The sequence below is a fragment of the Brevibacillus sp. YAE8 genome, assembly GCF_057543335.1.
In genome coordinates this window covers 31851-53938 of record NZ_BAAIYG010000023.1, presented here as the reverse complement: position 1 = coordinate 53938, position 22088 = coordinate 31851, and the positions used below count along the sequence as shown (strand labels likewise).

18 protein-coding genes and 1 pseudogene are annotated in these 22088 nt (G+C 51.2%); 14 read left to right on the top strand and 5 right to left on the bottom strand.

The genetic code is table 11. From position 1 onward, the window contains the following. Positions 1-9: 9 nt before the first annotated feature. The gene (pilO, locus tag AC27IT_RS21125) at positions 10-897 is read left to right on the top strand and encodes a type 4a pilus biogenesis protein PilO (RefSeq protein ID WP_005830872.1); all 888 of its coding nucleotides are present in this window, start codon (positions 10-12) and stop codon (positions 895-897) included. 111 nt (positions 898-1008) lie between these two features. On the opposite strand, the gene psiE is transcribed toward pilO, so the two are convergent. Beyond that, complete coding sequence (gene psiE, locus AC27IT_RS21120) at positions 1009-1425, bottom strand: phosphate-starvation-inducible protein PsiE (RefSeq protein ID WP_005830870.1); 417 nt, start codon at positions 1423-1425, stop codon at positions 1009-1011. Between the two features lie 220 nt (positions 1426-1645). On the opposite strand from psiE, the gene AC27IT_RS21115 reads away from it, so the two are divergent. After that, positions 1646-2404: a metallophosphoesterase family protein gene (locus tag AC27IT_RS21115; RefSeq protein ID WP_487092079.1), complete on the top strand. Its 759-nt coding sequence runs from the start codon at positions 1646-1648 to the stop codon at positions 2402-2404. A gap of 213 nt (positions 2405-2617) precedes the next feature. Here AC27IT_RS21115 and AC27IT_RS21110 read toward each other — a convergent pair whose 3' ends face one another. The 4 genes from AC27IT_RS21110 to AC27IT_RS21095 form a co-directional block, all read right to left on the bottom strand. After that, positions 2618-3607, bottom strand: a complete 990-nt coding sequence (locus tag AC27IT_RS21110) for a hypothetical protein (protein ID WP_005830866.1) — start codon at positions 3605-3607, stop codon at positions 2618-2620. A gap of 179 nt (positions 3608-3786) precedes the next feature. Further along, complete coding sequence (locus AC27IT_RS21105; RefSeq protein WP_242507410.1) at positions 3787-4326, bottom strand: hypothetical protein; 540 nt, start codon at positions 4324-4326, stop codon at positions 3787-3789. Positions 4327-4762: 436 nt separating this feature from the next. Continuing rightward, positions 4763-6430, bottom strand: coding sequence for an MDR family MFS transporter (locus AC27IT_RS21100; RefSeq protein WP_327944751.1), 1668 nt, complete (start codon positions 6428-6430; stop codon positions 4763-4765). Continuing rightward, positions 6427-6876 (bottom strand): MarR family winged helix-turn-helix transcriptional regulator, encoded by a 450-nt coding sequence (locus AC27IT_RS21095; RefSeq protein WP_005830858.1) that lies wholly within the window; start codon positions 6874-6876, stop codon positions 6427-6429. Before AC27IT_RS21095 ends, AC27IT_RS21100 begins: the two co-directional genes overlap by 4 nt. Before the next feature lie 272 nt (positions 6877-7148). Here AC27IT_RS21095 and AC27IT_RS21090 point away from each other — a divergent pair, with 272 nt between their 5' ends. From AC27IT_RS21090 to AC27IT_RS21035, 12 genes and pseudogenes are all read left to right on the top strand, one after another. Beyond that, entirely contained in the window at positions 7149-8936 is a 1788-nt protein-coding gene (locus AC27IT_RS21090) for an amidohydrolase (protein WP_283858686.1), read from the top strand. A gap of 157 nt (positions 8937-9093) precedes the next feature. Next, complete coding sequence (locus tag AC27IT_RS21085; protein WP_241752896.1) at positions 9094-9531, top strand: GNAT family N-acetyltransferase; 438 nt, start codon at positions 9094-9096, stop codon at positions 9529-9531. Between the two features lie 187 nt (positions 9532-9718). After that, a complete protein-coding gene (locus AC27IT_RS21080; RefSeq protein WP_174435214.1) occupies positions 9719-10501 on the top strand; it encodes an ABC transporter ATP-binding protein in 783 nt (260 codons plus the stop codon). A 12-nt stretch (positions 10502-10513) separates the two neighbouring features. Continuing rightward, a complete protein-coding gene (locus AC27IT_RS21075; RefSeq protein WP_283858687.1) occupies positions 10514-12394 on the top strand; it encodes an ABC transporter permease in 1881 nt (626 codons plus the stop codon). Positions 12395-12677: 283 nt separating this feature from the next. Further along, positions 12678-13958 carry a hypothetical protein gene (locus AC27IT_RS21070; RefSeq protein ID WP_487092078.1) on the top strand — a complete coding sequence of 427 codons (1281 nt, stop codon included), beginning with the start codon at positions 12678-12680 and terminating at the stop codon, positions 13956-13958. Positions 13959-14263: 305 nt separating this feature from the next. Then, positions 14264-15301: an ABC transporter substrate-binding protein gene (locus tag AC27IT_RS21065; RefSeq protein ID WP_005830841.1), complete on the top strand. Its 1038-nt coding sequence runs from the start codon at positions 14264-14266 to the stop codon at positions 15299-15301. Beyond that, the gene (gene fhuB / locus AC27IT_RS21060) at positions 15298-17394 is read left to right on the top strand and encodes a Fe(3+)-hydroxamate ABC transporter permease FhuB (protein ID WP_283858690.1); all 2097 of its coding nucleotides are present in this window, start codon (positions 15298-15300) and stop codon (positions 17392-17394) included. The genes AC27IT_RS21065 and fhuB overlap by 4 nt, the downstream gene beginning before the upstream one ends. Before the next feature lie 117 nt (positions 17395-17511). Beyond that, on the top strand, positions 17512-19143 hold the full coding sequence (locus AC27IT_RS21055; protein ID WP_283858691.1) for an AraC family transcriptional regulator: 1632 nt from the start codon (positions 17512-17514) through the stop codon (positions 19141-19143). A 104-nt stretch (positions 19144-19247) separates the two neighbouring features. Beyond that, positions 19248-20285, top strand: a pseudogene (locus AC27IT_RS21050) (ABC transporter substrate-binding protein). A gap of 414 nt (positions 20286-20699) precedes the next feature. Further along, positions 20700-20825, top strand: a complete 126-nt coding sequence (locus tag AC27IT_RS21045; protein WP_255320436.1) for a hypothetical protein — start codon at positions 20700-20702, stop codon at positions 20823-20825. Next, positions 20825-21220, top strand: coding sequence for a hypothetical protein (locus AC27IT_RS21040; protein ID WP_283858692.1), 396 nt, complete (start codon positions 20825-20827; stop codon positions 21218-21220). The genes AC27IT_RS21045 and AC27IT_RS21040 overlap by 1 nt, the downstream gene beginning before the upstream one ends. Positions 21221-21240: 20 nt before the next feature. Then, on the top strand, positions 21241-21975 hold the full coding sequence (locus AC27IT_RS21035; protein WP_025845153.1) for a hypothetical protein: 735 nt from the start codon (positions 21241-21243) through the stop codon (positions 21973-21975). Positions 21976-22088: the final 113 nt, after the last annotated feature.

Genomic DNA, 22088 nt, shown 5'->3' with positions numbered 1-22088 from the left:
AACCGTTGCATGGGAGAAAAGACGCGTCAGATTGCACTCTTCATCTTTGCGTTATTGTTCGCTGCCTTGGCAGGAGCTTACTATTTATACATCGTACCTGTTACGGACCAAAAGACGAGCTTGCAGGTGCAGCTTGAGAAATTGAAACAAACCTTTGACCAGTTGCAAAGCGCACAGGCGACGGAGCCGACAACCCCAATGGTGATCTCCAATAAAATCCTGGAAGCGATCCCGGTTAGGCCGTATGCGGATCAGCTTATCAAGGACCTGGAGAGGCTGCAATCTGTCAGCCAGATTTCGATTGAAGAAGCCTCCTTTTCCGAGCGGGAAAAGCTGTCTGCAAAAGAATTGGCTAATCAGCTCACCTACATGGATCAAGCTGAGGGGGGAGAAGCGCAGGCAACACTCGAAGGAGAGGTACAAAAGCTTGATGAAAAAGCGCAGAAGATCGCCAAGTCCGCGCAAAATGCGGGTTCATCGGCCGGACAACCAAAGCCGGCTGCCGGGAAAGAAGAGCGCCAGGTGAAGGCGGAAATGATTGAAAAATACTTGCCGCCAATTCCTTTTCATAGCGTGGAAATTTCCCTCAAGATCAAAGGCGATTACAAGGAAATTTATCGCTTTGTGAGCGAAATGCAAAAGATGTCGCGTTATTTGCGTGTCGATCAGCTCGACTTCAAGTCGAACCAAAAAGACGAGTTTGTCATTCCGGAAGACACGAAAATGGTCGCAACCGTCAAGCTTACGAGCTACTTTGCGCCCCAGTTTGAAAAGGACCTGGAAAAGCTGCCAGCCGTGCAGGTGGAAGGGCCTGCGGGCAAGTGGGACCCGATGCAGTACGAAACGGTCAAAAAAGAAGAAGCATCTGTCGGGACCACTGCGAACGAAGCGAACTAGCCGTACAAACCGCAACTGATAAGAATGAAGCCTCCCAGCCTGTTAGGGAGGTTTGTTTTCGATAGAAAAAGGCTGACAGTTCAAGTTGCTGCCAGCCTTTTTCCGCTTGATTTATTTCCCTGGCCGTTCGACCGGAGTTTTGTTAATGATGTAATAGCTAATAATCAAAATGAGAATCACGCCGGAGTAAATCAGCGTGTTGAGCGGGCTGTGGTGATCGACGATAATCAGACGAACCATGGCCGTTATGCCGATGTAAAGAAAATAGCGCAGGGGAAAATGGTAGTTCTCGCGAAAGTACTTGACGATCATGGCAATAAATTCGAAGTAGAGAAAAAAGGCAATGATAGCTTCGAGAAATTCGTTCAGCGAGGAATCGCTCGAGATCATCATTTTCCCGAAGTGGATCAGCTCCTTGCCGAGCAGCACGACAAGGATGACGGCCAGGATAATCAGGGCGAGGTTGAGGATCAGTTGGAGCAGGGACGGAACGGAGAAATGCTTGATAACGGCTTTGACATGGTTCATGACGGTGGCCTCCTATGGAAAAAATAATCGGACAAACACAACCGTTACAATATGTTATACAAATATAATTAAAATTCAGAATATAATCAACGCATCTAGCGAAAGTGACATACTATTTACACAATCAAAAGTGAAGTCTCCCTTCGCACAAAATGGCTGGCTCATAAAGGCGAAGGGCGGTATCATTTGTGACAAGACTGTCTGAAAGGAGCGAGCCTTTTTGAATCAGCATCAAAACCAGAACCATGCCATCGCCGTCATTTCTGACATACATAGCAATGTCTTCGCGCTCGAAGCGGTTTTGCAGGACATTGGCGCGCGAGGGATTCAGACGATTGTGAACCTCGGAGACGCGCTGTTTGGCCCGATTGCCCCGGTGCAAACCGCGGAGCTGCTTATGCAGCGCACGGATATCGTCCATATTATTGGCAACTGCGACCGCTATTTGCTGGAGGAGGAGCTGGATTCGCCCACTTTTCAGCATGTGAAGCCGCTGCTGCGCCAAGACGTGCTCGACTGGCTCCGCACGTTTCGCAAGCAGTGGGTTTACGAGGATCTTTTGTTTTGCCATGGAACGCCTTTTGCGGACGATGAGTACCTCATGGAGCGGGTCGCTCCGTACGGGACTGACGAGAAAAGCGTCACTGAACTGATGATTGAGCTGGCGAATGTACCGCAGAACATCATTTTTTGCGGACATACGCACGTGCACAGATCGGTGTGGCTGCCAGATGGAAAATGGATCGTAAATCCGGGGAGTGTCGGGCTGCCCGCTTACTTTGAAGAGAAGCCCCATCCTCATTTCATGGAGTCATTGACGCCGCACGCCAAGTATGCGACGGCCACGCGGCAAGGGGACTCCTGGAGAGTGGAGCACGTCCTGCTTCCGTATGATTATGAAAAAGCGGCCAAAATCGCAGAGGAAGCCGGGCGCATGGACTATGCCCATGCGATCCGGACGGGCAGAGCGCGGCTGTAAAACGAGCATAGCGACCGGAGTGTCGGGCAACAAAAAAGGGGTGCACGTCGATGTGCTCCCCTTTTTCTTCTATATGTCATGGAGTCATTGACGCCGTACGCCAAGTATGCGACGTCCACAAGGTGAAATTCTCCCTTTACCAAAAAAAGAGAAAGTACCTTGGATTTCACACCTAAAAGTAGTTCTCCAAGATACTTTCGAAATTTGGATTAATTACTTGTAAAATTCTAAATCTGAGTCACTCGTATAATACGGGCAATCATCGGCCATATGTTCTACTAATCCTAATTGCCCCCATTTGGATTTAACTTTAATCATACTTGCTTGATCTTTTCCAGGTGCAGGTGGGCCAGAATAAACTGTCGTAACTATCCCAGTGTGTTCATTACCTCTTACATCGTAGTAAATTTTGCTATCTCCAGAAGCAGAACTCCTTTTTTTATAACTCCCATCTGTCATATAGGCGCCAGGGTCATTCATCCAATATTTGTTGCTAGAAGAAGTACTGTACCAAGCATAGGAATGACAATTGTAATTTGTTGTAGCTGATCTTAGGAGAGTAGTACGAGGATATGCCCTTTCAACCTCCCGATCCAGAGCTTTAATCTCCGCAGAAGATAAACGTTCCCCTAGTTGCAACACTTCCACCTTAGTGCCCTTTGGTGTCTTTACATATATAGCAGCCGCTGCCCGTTTTGGTTCTTCCGTAAGCTCTTCCACTTCTTCTACTTCGTTTGGAGATAACTTCTCTTTAATCTCACTTTGTTCTAAAATAATTTCAAGATTCTTCAAGTCTAACATTTCATCTGAAGATGCTTTCTTAACTCCCTTCGATTCTTTTGTCACTTTGTATTTCTCAAGTAGCTTCGAAGCAGCATCTTCTCTTTTCAGCAGTTCCTTTAGACCGTTGAAATTGGATGAAACAGCAGAAAAACCTTGTTCAAAAGAATCGTATGCATACATGTCGATCAGGAACGGATAGTCTAAAACAGTTTCAACAAGCTCTTCGGTTGACAATTGTTCCAAAACATCCTCAGGTATTTGGCTTACCTTTTGGCGTTCCATTTTGCTTTCAAGTGCTTTCCACTCAGTTGTTCCGGGTTTCACGGGGTACTCATATCCGCCAACTTTTTCTGCACTAGCAGGTGCGACTAAGCTTATCGCTAATAAAAACACGGGCAAAGCTCTCTTAAATAATTTCATACCTTTCCTTCCTTTTCATACGATTTGGAAAAAATAAAGAAATGGTCAATCTTGAAAGTTGTTCTAAAATCTAACCTCCCATCGCATTAGATTTCATATATGGTTTGATTCTTTGATGAGCAAAGATGATTATCTGTTTCCTTAGTTCAAATGAGCAACTTTGTTTCAATTCGAAAGCATTAGTAAGCATCTGTTTTTATTACAAATCCAAATGGATATTCCTTATCATCTTTATAAGCATTGATTCGAAAACCTCTATAAACCGTTTGACACGGTTCATCGTTCGAATTTAAAGCAGAAGCGAAGTGCTTCTCTAATTTGAATTGATATTTATTGTCTATCCGGGTAAAGGCAACATTCTTGATTTCTTTATCCGTATATAATTGTTCACCTTTAGAATTTAGGAGAATGTCCAAAATAGTTATGTTATCATATACTGTTTCACCAAAATCGATGGTAACTGTCTCACCGTTTTTGTAGTATTTAATCTCTTGGGGAACTGTTGGGTCAAACGCAAATTTGAATTGGTCTTTGAGATTTTGATTACCGCTTAATTCATATAATTTAATAGTGTCTGCTCCAATCATTGCACTTCCCTGCTTGCTAATTGGATTTTCAGTGACACTACTATTCTCTTCCTTATTGTCAGTGGCCCCCCCACATCCGCTAATTCCCACTAAGATCAACAATAATAATAGAAAGTTTTTTAACAGGTTCATCTTCGTCACCCCATTTAGGAATTGTCATGTTTCTATTTGTGAATTCTATTGTGAAACAAAATCCATAAAAAATATATCATAATTGGAATTAACAGGGAATGGGACCCGCGTTCTATTTCAAAATAATGTAAAAAATCCTTTATTCAAGAGAGTTCTCGAAATCGTATTGAACTAAAACAAGCAGCTTTGTACAGTTCCCATACGAGTTCCCTTGCCCGCGAGTGCTCCTGGAAAGTGGAGTACGTCCTGCTTCCGTATGATTATGAAAAAGCGGCCAAACTCGTAGAGGAAGCCGGGCGCATGGACTATGCCCATGCGATCCGGACGGGCAGAGCGCGGCTGTAAAACGAGCATAGCGGCCGAGGGCCGGGCAACAAAAAAGGGGGTGCACGTCAGTGTGCTCCCCTTTTTCTTCTATAATAAATATGTCTTACTCTCAAGCTTTTCCTGCAGCCTGCGCACCGTCCCATTCGGCGGTACTTGTCGCCGGGGTTTCCTTTTCGGACGATTTCTTTTGCTCCGGCTTGTTTTGGCTGCGCAACGGGATTTCTTTCAGGAACAGCGCGATCACGACCGCAAAGCCAGCGACAATGGCTCCGGTCAAAAAGGTGGTCGTAATGCCGTAGCTCATCGCTTCGCGGATCGTGTCCAGCATGTGGGCAAACACGGTCTGCGACTCAGGCGGCAAGCTGTGCAGCGCCGCTTCGATTTTGGGCTGATCGAGCAAATTTTGTGGATTGGTGAACAGCGACAGCTTTTCAGCCAACGCCGGATCAGCAGGCATCGAGGCAGCGCCCTGGCTCATGGTAGGCGAGAGCTGGTTCATTTTTGCAGACATGCTGGCGCTCATGACGCTGCCCATGACGGCAATTCCGATCGTACCGCCCAGGTTGCGGAACAACTGGGAGGTAGCGGTGGCGACACCCAGCTCCTGCGGTGCGACTGCGTTTTGCACAGTCAAGGAGAAGACGGGCATCGCGATGCCCATGCCCAGGCCGAGCACGATCATGTACAGCACGAGCAAATAAATCGGCGTGGTCGGCACCATGAAGTACATCAGCACCATGCCGAGCGTCATGACGAGCAGCCCGCTGATCGCCATCTTTTTGTATTTGCCTGTTTTGGTCATCAATTGTCCGGCGAGCGCAGACGTCACGAGCATGGCAATCGACATCGGCATGGCGACGTAGCCTGCCATGGTAGGCGAGATTCCTTTTACGCCCTGGACGAAAAACGGAACGTAGATGATCGCTCCCATCATCCCGGCATTCAGGAAAAAGCCGACCAGATTGGAGACGGTGAAAATGCTGTTTTTAAACAAGCCAAGCGGCAGCACAGGTGTTTTTACCCGCGTCTCGATCCACAGGAACACGAGCAAGGACACGACGGTGACAGCCAGGAGGCCGAGAATTTGCCAGGAGCCCCAGGCGTATTTGTGCGGGCCTTCTCCTGCCCAGGAAAAAGCAAGCAGCATCGGAACGATGGTCGTCGTCAAGAACAGGGAGCCAAAGTAGTCGACGGATTCGCCCTGGCGTTTTTCCACCTGCGGAAAATGAAGCAAAATCAAGGTGAAGGCGATCAGCCCGATCGGCAGGAAAATCCAGAATACCCAATGCCAGTCGAGATGATCGACAATATATCCGCCCAGGAGTGGACCCGCGACGCTGGAAACGCCGAATACCGCGCTCATGACTCCGGTCCATTTGGCCCGCTCGCGAGGCTCATACAGGTCGCCCATGGCGGTGAAGGCGGTGGACATGATGATACCGGCACCTGCCCCTTGAATGGCGCGATAGGCGATCAACTGAAAGATCGTGGCGGAAAAGCCGGATAGCAGAGCGCCGATGCTGAACAGCCCGATCCCGGCCAAAATAAACGGCTTGCGCCCGTAGATGTCCGACAGCTTGCCGACCAGGACGGAAGCGACGGTGGAAGTCAGCAAGTAAATGGTGATGGCCCAAGAGTAATAATCCATGCCGCCCAGCTTGGCGATAATGCGCGGCATGGCGACGCCGATGATCGTTTGGTTGATCGCGGAAAAGAACATCGCCGTGATGATCGCGATCATGATCGTCACTTTCTTTTTTTCGGTTAACCCGTTCATGCGTGATTCTCCTCTCTTCGCTGTTCGATGTTAAGCAAGACTTGCCTGTAGATGCGGTTCAGGTGCTGAAGGTCTTCTTCCGACAGCCCGGCAAACAAGTCTCCGATCGTTTTTTTCAGTTCCACTCTGTATTGCTGCAAAATCGCTTTTCCCTTCTCGGTAATTTCCAGGTAGACTACCCGGCGATCGTGGCTGACCCGGCTGCGGCTGGCGTAACCGCAGGCGATCAGTTTATCGGAAAGGCTGGTCACTGCTCCGGGAGTGATCTGCAAAAGCTCGGCCAGAGCCGACGCTTTTTGCGGACCGTTTTTATCCAGCATCCGCAGAAGCATGGCTTGCGACGCGGAGACGAGCGGGTCCAGCCGCTTGTGCCATTTTGCTGAGACACTTCGCTGCACCTGGATGTAGAGCTGTTCAAAATCAGTAAGACCGGATTGGCTCGGCATGCTAATCGCTCCTGTTTTAAGTGTAAAATAATATATATGGTTAATAATTAAATACTTGAAACATTAATCAGTGTAAATGTTCTGCTCGGGGATGTCAAATCTACCTTTTACCAAATGAACCAGTTCATTCGATGAAAATCGAGGTGTTTCGCCAAAAATCGGGAAAAAAGTCGAGTTTGCCGGAGGGATTTCATGGAATTTTCTGAGTTGTGGTGCTACAATCAAGTTTGTCGTGTTTGGCATCATGGAAAAAGAGATAGGTGGGGATTTTTTTGTTCGGAAAAAAATGGACCAGCGCATTGCTGGCAACGGCGCTGATGATTCCGCTGCCCGCATTCGCTGCGCAAGGAACGGGCCAGGCGGCGGGACAAGCCTCTGGTCAGGCGACTGCGGATGCTGCGAAGCAGGCAGTCGTGCAGCCGGCCGATGTCGTGTTGTCGGGCGGCGCCGTGTACACCGTGGACAGAAACAGAAACTGGGCACAGGCTGTCGCGATTCGCGGCGGCGAGATCGTCTACGTAGGCACGGATGAGGGCGCAAAGGCGTACATCGGGAAAAGTACGAAGGTAACCGACTTGAAAGGGCAAATGGTGCTGCCAGGCTTCATCGACAGCCATACCCATGCAAGCAAAACAACCGGGCTGATCTATTCCATCGACCTGTTTGACGCGGGCTCGATGGAGGAGTACACAGAGGTGGTTTCCGCGTTTGTCAAGGCGCATCCACAAGAAGTAGCCTTGCAAGGACGCGGCTGGAGCAATCCGGTAGCGCCGGGGATCGGTCCGCGCAAAGAAGTGCTGGACGCCATCGTGCCAAACATTCCGATCGCTCTGACCTCGGATGACGGACATTCTCTGTGGGTCAATTCCGCCGCGCTGAAACTGGCGGGCATTACAAAGGAAACGAAAAATCCGGAAGGCGGCATTATCGAGCGCGATCCAGAGACAGGCGAACCGTCGGGAACGCTGCGCGAAAAAGCAATGGATCTCGTGCTGTCCAAAATCGGCGGCTACACCGTGCAGCAGTACAAAGCGGGAATCGAGGAGTATCAGCACAAAGCGGTTGAGCGCGGCGTGACGACTGTCCGCGACCCGGACATGCTGCGCTATCCGAACGTGCTGGAAGCGTATGAGGAGCTGGCTCGCGAAAACAAGCTGACTATCCGTTTTCGCAATGCCATCACCGCCAACCCGGACAAAGGACCTGAGCAGATTGCCGAGTTTGTGAAAATTCGCGAGCGCAACCAAAACCCGCTGTTCCAGGTGAACGCCGTCAAAATTTTCATGGACGGAGTCGTCGAAGGCGCTACTGCATACCTGGAAAAGCCGTATGAGCACAAGCACACGAACGGCGAATTGATCTGGAAGCCAGAGGTGTACAACAAGACGGCAGCGGCCGCTGACAAGGCGGGCTTCCAACTGCACGTTCACTCCATCGGCGACGCTTCCACCCGGATCGCGCTGGATGGCATGGAGTACGCGGAACAGCAAAACGGCAAACACGATGCCCGTCACTCGCTCGTTCATTTGCAACTGGTCAACCAGGAGGACATCGCCCGCTTCAAAAAGCTCGGAGCTGTCGGCATCGTGCAGCCGTTCTGGTTCATGCAGGAGGACGGCTACTACGACGAGATCGAGGTGCCGTATCTCGGCCAGGAGCGCGCAGAAAAAGAATACCCGATGAAAAGCTTCCTGAATCAAGGCGTGCATGTAGCGTCCTCTTCGGACTACATCGTGACGCCTGAGTTCAATCCGCTCCACGGCATCCAGCAGGGCATTACGCGCATCGAAGACGGCGTGACCGATCCGGCGAAAATCGCCAATCCGAATGAGCGCGCCACCCTGCCTGACATGATCGCCAGCTTCACGATTGACGGCGCATACGCCAACCACGTCGACGACATCACCGGATCGATCGAGGTGGGCAAAAAAGCGGACCTGATCGTGCTGGACAAAAATCTGTTTGCGATCCCGGCTACAGAGATCAAGAATGCGAAAGTCGTGCTGACCTTGGTAGAAGGAAAAGAAGTGTACAGCCTGAAAGCTGCTGCTGCAAAATAAACCAGACCCCCAAAAATGGCCATCCGTGCTGCGATGGCCATTTTTCTTTTGGTGATGCGTTGGCTTTTTTTACAAATTCAGCGGGATTTTGTATGTTGGTCGGAGAATCGGTCAGTACATGCCAAAAGCTGAATGGGAAAAGAAAGGGAGAGAGAAAATGCTGCAAATACGCAGAGCACACGTGGACGAGGCAGGCGCACTGAGCGACCTCTGTTTTCGTTCCAAAGCCTATTGGGGCTACAGTGACGCATTCATGGAGGCATGCCGCGAAGATTTGACGGTGACGCCAGATTACATAGAGACGGGGCTTGTGATTGTGCTGGAAGACGAGAATCGTCTCTTAGGGTTTATGGGACTGGAACAACTTGAGGAAAGCGGCCGCTGGTTGCTGAAGGATTTGTTTGTCGAACCAGACGCAATCGGAAAAGGCTATGGAAAAACATTGTGGGAGCACATGCGGAAGCTAGCGAAGGAGTTGCGGATTGGCAGCCTATTGATCCATAGCGCCCGCATGCGGAAGCGTTTTATTTGGCGAGGGGAGCAAAGCGCATCGGGGAGAGAGACAACAGCGACAAAGCCATCCCGTTACGGATAACGGATGGCTTTTTTGCGTTCCCAAGCGCTTGGCGCCCCACGGAACCAGCCAACCTTTCTTTTCCCCTCCCACGACCTTACAAAAACGAAAGCGAACTGTAAGGTAGATCAATAGCTCCCTATATGGAAACGAGTTACAGTAAATAGCGAAGAGAACCACGGTAGGCAGCCGAATGCCAAAAAAACGAATGGAGGAACAACGAGTGAGTACAGCCGTACTGGAAGTCAAAAACGTCCAAAAAATATACGGGACAAAGGGCGAGAGCCAGTCCCACGCCTTGAAGGGCGTATCGCTGACGATCGAAAAAGGAGAGTTCGTAGGAATCATGGGCCCGTCCGGCTCGGGGAAAACGACGCTCCTGAACGTCATCTCCACGCTGGATCGGCCATCGGAGGGCTTCATCCAGATCGCCGGAACGAACATTACACAAATGAAACAAAACCAGTTGGCCGATTTCCGCTCGCAAAAGCTCGGTTTCATTTTTCAAGATTTCAACCTGCTGGAAAATTTGACGGTGTACGAAAACATCGCGTTGCCGCTGTCGCTGCAGGGCGTGCCTTCCAAAGAGATCAGCGCCAAAGTGAACAAGGTCGCGCAAACGCTTGGCATCAGCGAGATTTTGCAAAAGTATCCGGTGCAAATTTCCGGGGGACAAAAGCAACGCGCTGCGGCGGCGCGCGCATTGGTGCATGAGCCGGCGATTTTGCTTGCGGACGAGCCGACGGGTGCGCTCGATTCGAAAAACGCGAAAAGCTTGCTGGAAACGATGTCCGACCTGAACGAAAACCACCAGGTGTCGATCATGATGGTCACGCACGACGCTTTTAGCGCGAGCTACTGCAAACGCATCCTGTTCATCCAGGACGGCAGCTTGTACACCGAAATTCACCGCGAAACGGACCGTCAGCAATTTTTTAAACAAATTTTGGATGTACTGGCTGAGCTGGGTGCAGCTCATGATGGGCGTTAGGAGGAAGTTGTCATGTTGTGGAAGCTGTCGTTATCGAGTATGCGCAAGATGATGAAGGACTACCTGGTGCTCCTGGTCGGACTCGTCATTTCCATTTCGATTTTTTACATGTTCCAGACGTTAGGCATGAATAGCGAGTACGTGAAAGCGAACTCGATGATCCGCTCGATCGGGATCGTTTTCAATGTAGGGGCCTTTCTGCTGGCGTTCATTACGATCTTCTACATCTTTTACGCGAACTCGTTTTTGCTCTCGCTAAGACGCAAAGAGCTGGGGATGTACATGGTGCTCGGGGCGAAGAAAGCCAGGATCAGCCAGATGTTGTTCGGGGAAACTTTGCTGATGGGAGTTGTCTCCCTTGTGATCGGCAGCCTTGTCGGAATCGTGTTGTCCAGCGGAATCGGGCAATTGCTGATGAGCTTGCTGGACATTTCCACTGAAGGGTACCATCCGTTTTACTTGCCGTCTTTGCTGATGACGTGGGGCTTTTTCCTCGTGCTGTTCCTGATTACGTCGACGATCAACGCCATTCGGCTGGCGCGGGCGACAGAGCTGGATCTTATACGCGCCGAGCAGCAAAATGACAAAGTCAAGGCAAAAGGCGTCGGCACGATTGTCGTGGCTATCCTTGGGATATCGCTGGTAGCTTTTGGCTACTACTTGTTGACTCACCTTAGAGAATACGTCGCACTTGGCTTCATCGTCGGGGCTGTCGTGACGACGATTGGGACCTATCTGATCTTTATCTCGCTCTTGCCTGTATTCGTCCAGATGTTGAAGAACAACAAAAAGCTGAACGACTGTCAATTGAATGCCTTCACCTTTGCCCAGCTTCGTTTTCGGGTCAACAACCTGACGAAAATATTGGGAACCGTCGCGATGCTGATCGCCTTGGGCGTCGGCGCGATGGCGGGCGGGCTGGCTTTCCAGCAAAACGTAGAGCTGGTGGCGAGCATCGGGCGCATCTACGACATCACCTTGCACGATCCGGTCGAGGAAGATTATCAGGCGCTTGCCAACATGCAAGTGCTGGAGCAAAATACGTATCGCTACAAAAAGGACGAGAAAGCCTACTACTTTACCAAAGAAGACTTGCTGGCGCATCCTCCGCTCATCTCGACCAATACGATGGAGCAGTATTCGCCGGATAACGAGCCAAAGCGGGTGACGCAGCCGCTGCCGGAAAAGGCGTACATCATGTATAACGATCCGGCCGAAGATCCGCAGCTTGCCGCGGTGCCGGATGAGTGGAGCCAAGCGATTTCCCGCGAGTTCATCAGCAGTTACGAGATGCTCTCGGACCATGCCGTGCAAATCGTCGACCAGGAGACGTATGCGGCAATCAAGGGCAGCGAGCACAAAGTTCTCGTGGCGCAAGTGGATGACTACCTCAAGTACAAAGCCGACTTGAAAGCGATGGACGAGCGCCAAATGAAGCTGCTCAAGCCTGAGCATGTTGACGAGGACCATGAAGTCTCCATCAACTCCAAATACAGCACGTACCAGCAAGTGTACGCTTTTACCAGCGGCACGATGTTTATGGGCTTTTTCCTCGGGATTGCGTTCCTGGCGATGATGGCAAGTTGCCTGATGTTCAAAATTTTGTCCGGGGCCACCCGCGACAAAGACCGCTACAGCATGTTGCGAAAAATCGGCGTGCGCAAGGAGCTGCTGGTCGGCTCGATCTACAAGGAGCTGTTTGTCGTGTTCGTCTTCCCGGCTTTGCTGGGCCTGCTGCACGTGCTCGTTGGGATGGAAATGTTTTCGATCATCCTGCTGGACCCATATGTAAACATCTGGATTCCAACGGTCATTTTCGTAGCCGTGTACGCGATCTACTACCTCGTCACAGTTCAGCTCTACCGGGGAATTGTGTTGCCGAAAGAAGTGTAGTAGAAGGAAGTAAAAAGGAAAAATCCTCCTCGCATGAGGGGGATTTTTGGTTGTGGGGCGAGCGCTTATCGTTAGCCAAAGACAGTGGAGTCTATTGCGAGGTGGAATCTGAGGAAGCCCAGGGCTAATGCTTGACCCAATGTACACAACTCAGTTTGAGACGAGGGCAAGTCGATTAGAACTGTCAAACCAGAAAATGTTAGGTATAATAAAGGCACTCTCCAATGATTGACATTTAAGTATTATAAATGGTGTTTTTTATGCAAAAAAGGAGTTGAGTTTGATGAAGGGGAGAAAAATACTAAAAATTTCGACGTGTATTGTTCTACTCATGACAGTGGTTGCGGGGAACTTTGGTGTTGAAGCTCGAGAAGTAGAGATTACTACCTCAAAAATAAAACAAGGCCCTTTTAAAATTGGCGTAATTGGCTATGAGCAAAATAGCGCTGTCGGTAAAACAATTGAAGAAGCTACCCGTGAACAGAGAAGTCTTGGTAAAGTAGAGGAATCCATCCAAATATTAGAAGAGGATATTCAAGAAATTCCAGATGAGATCGATGCGCTTTGGATCGCTGAATCGAATCTAAAGGACACGAAGGTGAAAAAATGGTATAAACAAGCTAAAAAAGAACACAAGCCTTTTTATATTTTCGGCGAAAAACTTGATGCGGAAAATATCATAAACACTTTTGAACCGGATTTGGGTTTGTCCCCTGAGTATCCGAAAGATTCAACATACTCGCTTGATCTGTTTGGTTACAAATTTGAAAATAACCAGGTGAAATTGTCATCTGTTATCTCGATTAATCGAGAAAATCAAGGCTATAATCTGGAAGATCTCGAGAATATCACAAAGAGATACAATATTAAAATAAATAAGATCGCTAACCCTCGAAAATCCCAAATTAGCTTTCTAAGTCCAAATAAAGCCAAAGCAGCGGGAATAGACGTGAACCTTCCAGATTCATTTTCAAATATATACACTTGGGAAACGGAAATGAATAACTTTATTGATATTAATTCTACCCAACAGAGACTAGCAAAATCATACCATGTCTGGGAAGTTTATAAAGATGACACTCCCTCTAACCCTGATACAAAAAGCTATGCCTATTTCCGTGCAGACCAGCCGCTTAATGAGATTGAAGTTTTTGAATCGAGAGAATTTGTGGACAGACTTGATGCGGATAAAACAAGTAATATCATTACAAAAGGGTGGCTTCCTGATGATTCCAGTATTTCTGGTAGTGTAGATTTTGATCTTACATGGCCTCCCGGCGCGAGTGTATCTTGGGATACATCTGGAGACATAGAGATTTTTGATTCAAATGGAAGTCTTTCCGGCGATTGGCATGAATTTAAGGTAGAGGACAATGAGTATTTTGATGATGTTCTAAGGGAATCTGATGTTTGGGTATCTTCACAGTCGTACACGATTAGTCAGAATGCAAAGGGACATAAAATAGGTCATGACTTCGAGGCAACAATCGATGGCCATTCTGGCCGAGCAGAGCCAGCGGAGGTTGATAACGGGGATACTTCCGGTAACTTGTACTTCTGTTGAGTGGTAAGAAGGTAAACCCTTTTTAAATCTTATTCCTATTTTCTAGGCACTCGGAATGAACGGAGTGTCTTTTTTTATGCCAAAAAGACCGTCAAAACCCTCGCAAAATCCGGGACAAAACGGTACTTGGGGCGAATGACTACTTCATTTCGCCTCGATCAGCAAGGCACGAAAATCGAACATATCTGCATATTCTAATATTGACAAAGAAAATGATAATCATTATCATTGAATAGTGGAAGACATGACCATCGCCAGTAATCATCTTTAGAATGCTTGCAACGTAAAAAAGGGGGAGTCATCGCATGCGTATCACGAAGTTACCAATCCTGCTCGTCTTTTTGTCTGCCATGCTTCTGTTGGCAGCGTGCGGGAACGGAGGGACTGCTACTCAAAACGCCCAATCCGGTTCCGGGCAGGCACAGCCGGCAGCATCTGCGCAGCCAGAGGCAGACAAGGCGGCGGAAGAACAAGTGCGCACTGTCAAGCACTTGATGGGAGAAACGACAATCAAAGGTGTTCCTAAGCGCGTTGTTGCCCTGGAATGGAGCAGCGCTGAGCATGTTCTGGCTCTCGGCATGCAGCCTGTAGGAATTGCCGATATTCCAAATATGAAAAAGTGGGTCAAGCTCCCTGTGGAAATTGCCCCGGATGTAGTGGACGTGGGAAGCCGCGTCGCGCCAAACTTGGAATCTATCATGCTCCTCAAGCCTGACCTCATTATCGGCATGAAGCGCAACGTGGAAGCGAACTACGACGAGTTGAGCAAAATTGCGCCAACCATCGCGTTTGAATCCAACCCGGCAGAAGGCCAGGGCGATCAATATACCCAAATGATTGCCACTTTTAAGGAAATTGCCGATATTTTGGGCAAAAATGCGGAAGCAGAAAATGTGCTGAAAGAGCTCGACAAAACTTATGCAGAGGCAAAAGAGCGAATTGTCAAAGCTGGCATGGACAAAACGCCAATCGTACTCGCCATGGGTTACAGCAACCAGAACGCAGTAGAATTCCGTCTGTCCACGGACAACTCTACCGCGATCCAAATTCTGAACCGCGTCGGACTGACCAACGCATACAAACCTAAGAAATTTGAGATGAACGGAATGACGACGACAGACGTGGAAGCACTTCCTGCGCTCCAGGATGCCAACTTCCTGCACATCATTCAGGACGATGACAACGTCATCGAGAACCAGTTGAAAAACAACCCGGTTTGGAACGGCCTCAAATTTGTCAAAGAAAATCGCATTTACGCATTGGGCGGCGACATGTGGCCATACGGCGGTCCATTGTCCGCACAAATCATGGCGAAAAAAGCTGCTGATCTGCTGGCGAAATGAGTCTGGCCAAGCGTGAAAGCGATGCCCCAATCGGCATCCATCAAGCCCCTTCTTCTTCAAGAGAAGGCTTGAGGCCGTTATGGATGCTGCTTGGCGGCCTCGTGCTTCTGGTGTTGCTCACATTTGTCAGCCTGACACAAGGACTGGCTGACATCTCGGTACGTACCGTGATCGAAGCGATCCTCTCCCCACAAGATATTGCCGACCATCAGATGATTCACGGCGTCCGTCTGCCGAGAACGGTGATGGGGCTCTTATCCGGCGCGGCTTTGGCGGTTGCGGGAGCGATGATGCAGACCGTGACGCGAAATCCGCTTGCTTCGGAAACGACGCTGGGCGTAAATGCCGGAGCCTATTTGTTTGTCGTTTTCGGAATGGTTTTTTGGCCGGCGATCTTGCACCAGTACCCGCTGCCATTTGCCATGGCGGGAGGGATACTGGCTGCTGCTGCCGTTTACTACATGGCGGGTGGGCGAAAAGGAACGCCCGTGCGCGTAGCTTTGTCCGGGATGATCGTTACCCTGGTGTTTTCTTCGCTGACCAGTGCCATTATTTTGTTTAATGAAGAAACGACACAAGGCATCTTCATCTGGGGTTCAGGCTCGTTGAAGCAAAACGACTGGACAGGGGTGCAGTTCAGTTGGCCGCTGATTTTGCTCGGGGTGGCAGCGAGCTGCCTGATGGCCAGACAGCTTGACGTGCTCAGCTTTAACGAAGAAACAGCGCAGTCGCTTGGGCAAAAGGTCGGCAAAACGCGCCTGATCGCCATGCTCATCGCGATTTTGATTACGTGTGTCAGCGTCAGCGTAGTCGGGCCGATCGGCTTTATCGGGCTGGTGGCACCGCATCTGGTGCGGCTCAGCGGGCTGACAAGACACATCTGGCTTTTGCCGATCAGTGCGATCTGGGGGGCGGCGCTGCTCGTTGTCTCTGACACGATCTCACGCACGTTTATCAATGCGTACGGCGAGCTGCCTGCAGGTGCGATTACGGCGGCGATTGGCGGGCCGTGGCTGATCTGGCTGGCGATGCGGGTATCCCGCAAGCTGAGCGGAGGCACAGGCTCCGGGGCGCAGACCTCGATGAGCGTAGGCGGCTGGCAGCGCAAAGTTCCGTATCCGATCGTCGTCGTCATCTTGTGCGTGCTGCTCGTCCTCGTCTGGATGTCCGGCCTGGCAATCGGGAATCTGTATTTGCCTTGGGCGGAAATCATCGCCGTTTTCATGGGACAAGGAAACGAGATGTACAGCCAGCTTCTGTTCGAGCTGCGGATGCCGCGGCTTTTGACCGCGATGCTGGCCGGAGTGGCCTTGGCGATCAGCGGCAGCCTCATGCAAAGCGCCGTGCGCAACCCGCTCGCTGATCCGCAAATCGTCGGGGTGACCAGCGGTGCGGGCGTGGGAGCCATCCTGCTGCTGCTCGTGTTCCCGCAGTTTTCCGCGTGGATGCCGCTGGGAGCCATGCTCGGAGGGATTGTCTCTGCCACGATTGTGTACGCCGTTTCGTGGCGGAGGGGCTTGAACCCGATCATTCTCACTCTGGTCGGGATCGCGGTTGCCGCAGCAGGCGCCGCTTTTATCAATATTTTGATCGTAAAAGCACAGCTTTTGGCTGCACCGGCGCTCGCCTGGATGGCAGGCAGCACATACGGACGCGGCTGGACGGAAATAAGCCGACTGCTGCCCGCGATCCTCGTGCTGACTCCGCTCGCCTGGTGGCTGGGACGCCGCGTGGACCTGCTCGCCTTTAACGATGAAAGCTCGATTGGCTTGGGCTTGCAAGTTCGCCGGACGCGACTCGCTGTAGCGGTCATTGCGGTGCTGCTCGCTTCGGCGGCTGTTGCCAGCGTCGGGGCTGTAGGGTTTATCGGCTTGCTCGCGCCGCATGCGGCACGCTTGCTGGTCGGGGCTCACCACCGCAGGGCAGTCGTCGTCTCCGCGCTGTTGGGCGCGGTCTTGCTGGCCGCCTCCGACTTGCTCGGGAGAGTCGTGATGATTCCAAAAGACATCCCGTCAGGCATCGTGGTTGCGCTGTTGGGTGCGCCGTATTTGTTCCTGCTGATGTTCCGTGCGGCAAAAGTACGACAATCGTAGACAGAGATGCGATCCAGCATGATCGAACAAAAAAGAAGTAGTACAGGCGACGGCTGCACCGACGCTTGGCTACTTTTTTCTTGTACAGATAATGACGAAAGCAAGGATGTGAGTCTGATGAGGAACAGCCGGGGTTGTCATGCTTATGTATGGACTGCTTTTCGCAAGCAGCGGTTGAAAAGAGGCTTTCGTCTGCGGCAACTGCGACTGGAAGAATACGTCCTCTGCTATGTGGCAGAAGGCAGCGGAGAGATTACCGTCAATGGCAAAAAGCATGGAATCGAGGCGCGCACGCTCATCATGCTGACTCCTGCGATGCGCATTGACGAGCTGTCCGTTCCCTCGGGACCGCTGCAGATGTATCGGCTGCACTATACGCGGATCGACGCGGCATCGCCAGCAGGCGGCAAGCAAGCGGCAGCACCCGGCGCACAGAAGCGGCTGGCGGGGGAAGCGGCGGGAGCAGAAGTGTTTCCTGTCGCGTCCGCATCCGCTTTTGTGACGAAGCTGGAGGAGTTGTACCGCTTGGGGCAAGAAGCGGACGAATGCCTGCATCTGCGCGCCCAGTCGTTGTTTTACGACTTGCTCGCCACGGCTTGCGAGGAGCGAAGCGCTCGGGCAAAAGGCGGGGACAGCTCCGTTGCCGCGACGATTGACTACATGAAAAAGCATTTTCGCGAGGCTTTGGACCTCGGGGCCTTGCCCAAGCTGGCCGGGTTGACGCCAAGCTCCTACTGCCGGGCGTTCAAGCGGGCAGTCGGGATGACGCCGGGGGAGTATTTGACGCAGCTTAGGATGGAGGAGGCGAAGGCGATGCTGTCCTCGTCTTCTTCCGCCAATCGCGTCAAAGACGTGGCCCGCAGTGTCGGCTTTTCGGATGAGCTTTATTTCAGCCGTCTGTTCAAAAAGCGGGAAGGCTTGTCGCCGCAAATTTACATGAAGCAGGCGGGCCAGCGCGTGGCGATCGCGAGCAAGCTGTTTTTGCAAGATCACTTCCTCGCGATCGGGATTCAGCCGATTGCCGCCCCGTCGTTTCCCAACTATTTCCCGACGCGAACCGGGTTTCCGGTTTATTTGCAGCAGCGCCTGCGCGGGACGAAGGCGTTGAATGCGGAGCGCAGCATCACGCCGCAGGAGGTTTTGCCTTTGTCGCCGGACGTGATTGTGCAGATCGACACGGGACAGGAGCAGGGGCAGGGAGAGTGGAAAAAGCTCGGGGAGACGTTCATGTTCAACGGCTACTTGAGTTGGCACGAGTATCAACGGCAGATCGGCACGGTTTTCAATAAGGAGAACCAGGCCCAGCGGATTATCGACCACGTGCAAAAAGTGGAGAAAGCGGCAAGAGAGGCGCTTCTCCCCGTCACGCGCCAAGGCGAATGGACGATCGTCCGGGTGCTGGAGAATGAGGTGCGGCTGTACGGGACGGAAGGGCACGCCTTGACCGACCTGTTTTATGACAAGCTCGGCTTCCAGCCCGATCCGCATGTGACACACGCCTCCTACAAGCCTGACGCGTTGATGGAGCTGGTCAGGATCGACCCTGAGCGCATCATCCTGTTCTGGAGCGAAAAAGAGGACGTGGAGCGCTTGTGGCCGAACCCGCTGTGGCAAAGCTTGCGGGCTGTTCGGGAAAACAAGGTGTACTATCCGGAGAGCAAAAATTGGGACCCGTGGGGGCCGCTGGGCAGGGAGTACATGATCGAGCAGTGCACGGCGTACTTTTTGCGGGCAATCCCGTCCATATAAAACAGGCAATGGCGTGCATGGAAAAGCGGGAGCAGTCTCTATATACTATCAATTGATAATGGTTATCAATCAAGCGACTGATAGAAGTGGGGGCATATCTCGATATGAAAAGAAAGACCAGCGCACGAACCATGCGCCACATCATGACCAGCTTTTTCTCCCTTTGCATGCTGTTTGTTCTGGCAGGCTGCGGAGGAGGCGCCAATCAGGCACAGCAGACACAGCAGCCAGCCCAGCAACAAGCGACGACGGAGCAAAGCACAACGGCCGCCCAGCCAGCTCCAGCGGAAGCAGGCGAAGTGCGCGAGATCAAGCACGCCATGGGTACGACCCAGATCAAAGGAACGCCGCAACGCGTCATCATCCTGACCAACGAAGGAACGGAAGCGCTGCTCGCTCTCGGCGTGAAGCCAATCGCTGCCGTGCAATCGTGGGAAGGCGAACCTTGGTACGACCATATCAAGGACGAGATGGCAGGGGTAGAGTCTCTCGGCTTTGAAACCGAGCCGAACCTCGAAAAGATTGTATCGCTTTCCCCAGACCTGATTATCGGAAACAAAGTCCGTCATGAAAAAGTGTACGACCAACTGTCCAAGGTCGCGCCAACCGTGTTCGCGGAAGAGCTGTCGGGCAGATGGAAAACCAACTTCGCCCTCTAAGCCGAAGCGGTGAACAAAAAAGCGGAAGGCGAGAAGGTGCTCAAGGAGTTTGACGAGCGCGTAGCCGCAGCCAAAGAAAAGCTTGGCTCGAAGACGGCTACCAAAGTATCCGTAGCGAAATTCTCGAAAAAAGGCGTGCAGATTTACCAAAAGGATACCTTCAGCGGTGTCTTGCTCGAACAACTGGGCGTCGCGCGTCCAGCTTCGCAAGACGTGAACAACTTCGCGGAGTTCGTGTCCGAAGAAGGCATGTCCGTCATGGATGGAGACGTCCTGTTCTACTGGGTATCGGAAGAAAAAGGCGCCACCGATATTACCAACATGGCAAAAAAGTGGATGGACAGCCCAGTTTTCAAATCGTTGAACGTATCGAAAAACAACCAAGTATTCCAGGTTAGCGAGACGATCTGGAACACAGCAGGCGGCATCAAAGCGGCCAACCTGCTGCTCGACGACATCATGAAGCGCCTTGATGTCCAGTAAATAGCGAGCCAATCCAATAAACAACGCAACGCACAAGACCTCATCCGGGCAAGGGATGAGGTCTTGTTTTTGTTTGCAGCCGTGCAAGTGCAACCAAGGCTAAGGCTCCTGCTCCGCCAATGGCAAGGTGCAGCCGCGTTTTCTACTGGGGAGAGACAGCCGTTGCTGTGCGCTCGTATTTTCGCAAATCTTTGTTCCATTCGTAGACGGTGCTCGTCAGCCGCTTCGCGGAGCCTTCCCCGCTAAATTTTTTTATCATCCGGCAGGAAAATATTTCTCGTAAGCCCTGGAAAGGGAACAGAACGGGAGGGCGACCACTGTGAAATTTGGAAAAAGTGTCTTTTAGGCTATAGCCTCGATGCGATTATGCGCTAAAATATGGAAGGAAAAATATACCTGTGTAGGATGCTCGGCATGGACAAGGAAGGGGAATCCTTTGTGGATAAAAAAGCCAGGCATTTTGGAGCAGCCAAGGCTGGAAAAGTCACCCCTACGACTATTCGGGTGAAGATTTTGCCTATGCGAAAAGCAAAGGGCTGATGTTCGATCCGCTAACGATTCATCATGACGAGTGTGTGCGCCAGGTCGTGGAATGGCATGAAAAGGTGCCGAAGGAAAAGGTAGCGGCCGCCTTTTTGCACAGCTTATCCACCCGCAAGCTGCACTTGCGCAGCGCGCTCTCCAGTTGGGCGTTGACGCGGCAGTTTACGCTGCATCCGTTTGCAAGCAACGCAGGCAGATATACCGCAGCGGAAAACGGCGTCGCCTACGCGATGCACGGGGATTGCTACGTGTGCGACAGCTTCCATATCGCCTCCCGGGAATCGTATGTGGAAGAGGATTTGAATGTGCTGAATTTCGAGCGACACAAGTGGGGCGGCGAGGACGGCTATTCCAGGCAGGCGGTACAAGACTTTTTCGGTCCGTGGCTGTAGAGATAGAGGAGGAGAGAAACATGGCGAAAAAATGGCACGAAAACGGAGTAATCCTGTATCCGAAGGCAAGCGATGTTTTTACAGACGAGAGGCTTGCTTGTTACTTCAGGCCGCTGCTCAGCTTTGCCTGTAGGCAGGACGGCAGAGAGTACACGTTTCATTTGCTCGGCACGGATGGCCTTTACTGTGAGAGAGAGTACCGCAATGCGGAAAACAATTTTTTCGGCTTTCGCTACGTAGCAGGCAAGTACGAGTTTCTTGGCGACCTGGCGGCGTTTGGCGAAGGCAACGTGGAGGAAGTCTACGCCTTGCTGCAGGCCGATTTTGCGCAAAACAAGGAAACGTACTGGAAGGAAAAAGTAACGGTTGCGGCGTACAAGGAGCGGATGATCGACGAATTGGCCGAAGTGGCCGATTTTGACGTGGACTACTATGCCGAGGCGTTTTACAGTTACGAATTTACGAAATATCATTACGAGCGGACTGGCGAATTTCGACATATTACCGAGCTGACGGAAGGCTGGGGCCATGACGATTCGCCAGTGCTGATCGCTCGGGAGACGGCGCAGGAGATGAGCGAAGAGTTTTTCATGAACCTGCAATGGAACGTCAAATTCGATTACGGAATCGACAAGAGCATGGTTTGCGCAGCGACGGAGCGCTTCCGCTTCATGTCCGCGATCGGCGGCGGGACGGTGTTTGCTCTGTGGAAGCCGCAGGAGCAGACGGTTTATTTGTTGGAGTATTTTTCGTGATCGTTCGAACACCCTAAATTTTCCAGTTCTTTTTTCAACCATGACATTTGTCATACCCTCGACTTGACGTTTATGACTACAGGGGCCAGCGCGTATTTCTTACAATATAGATA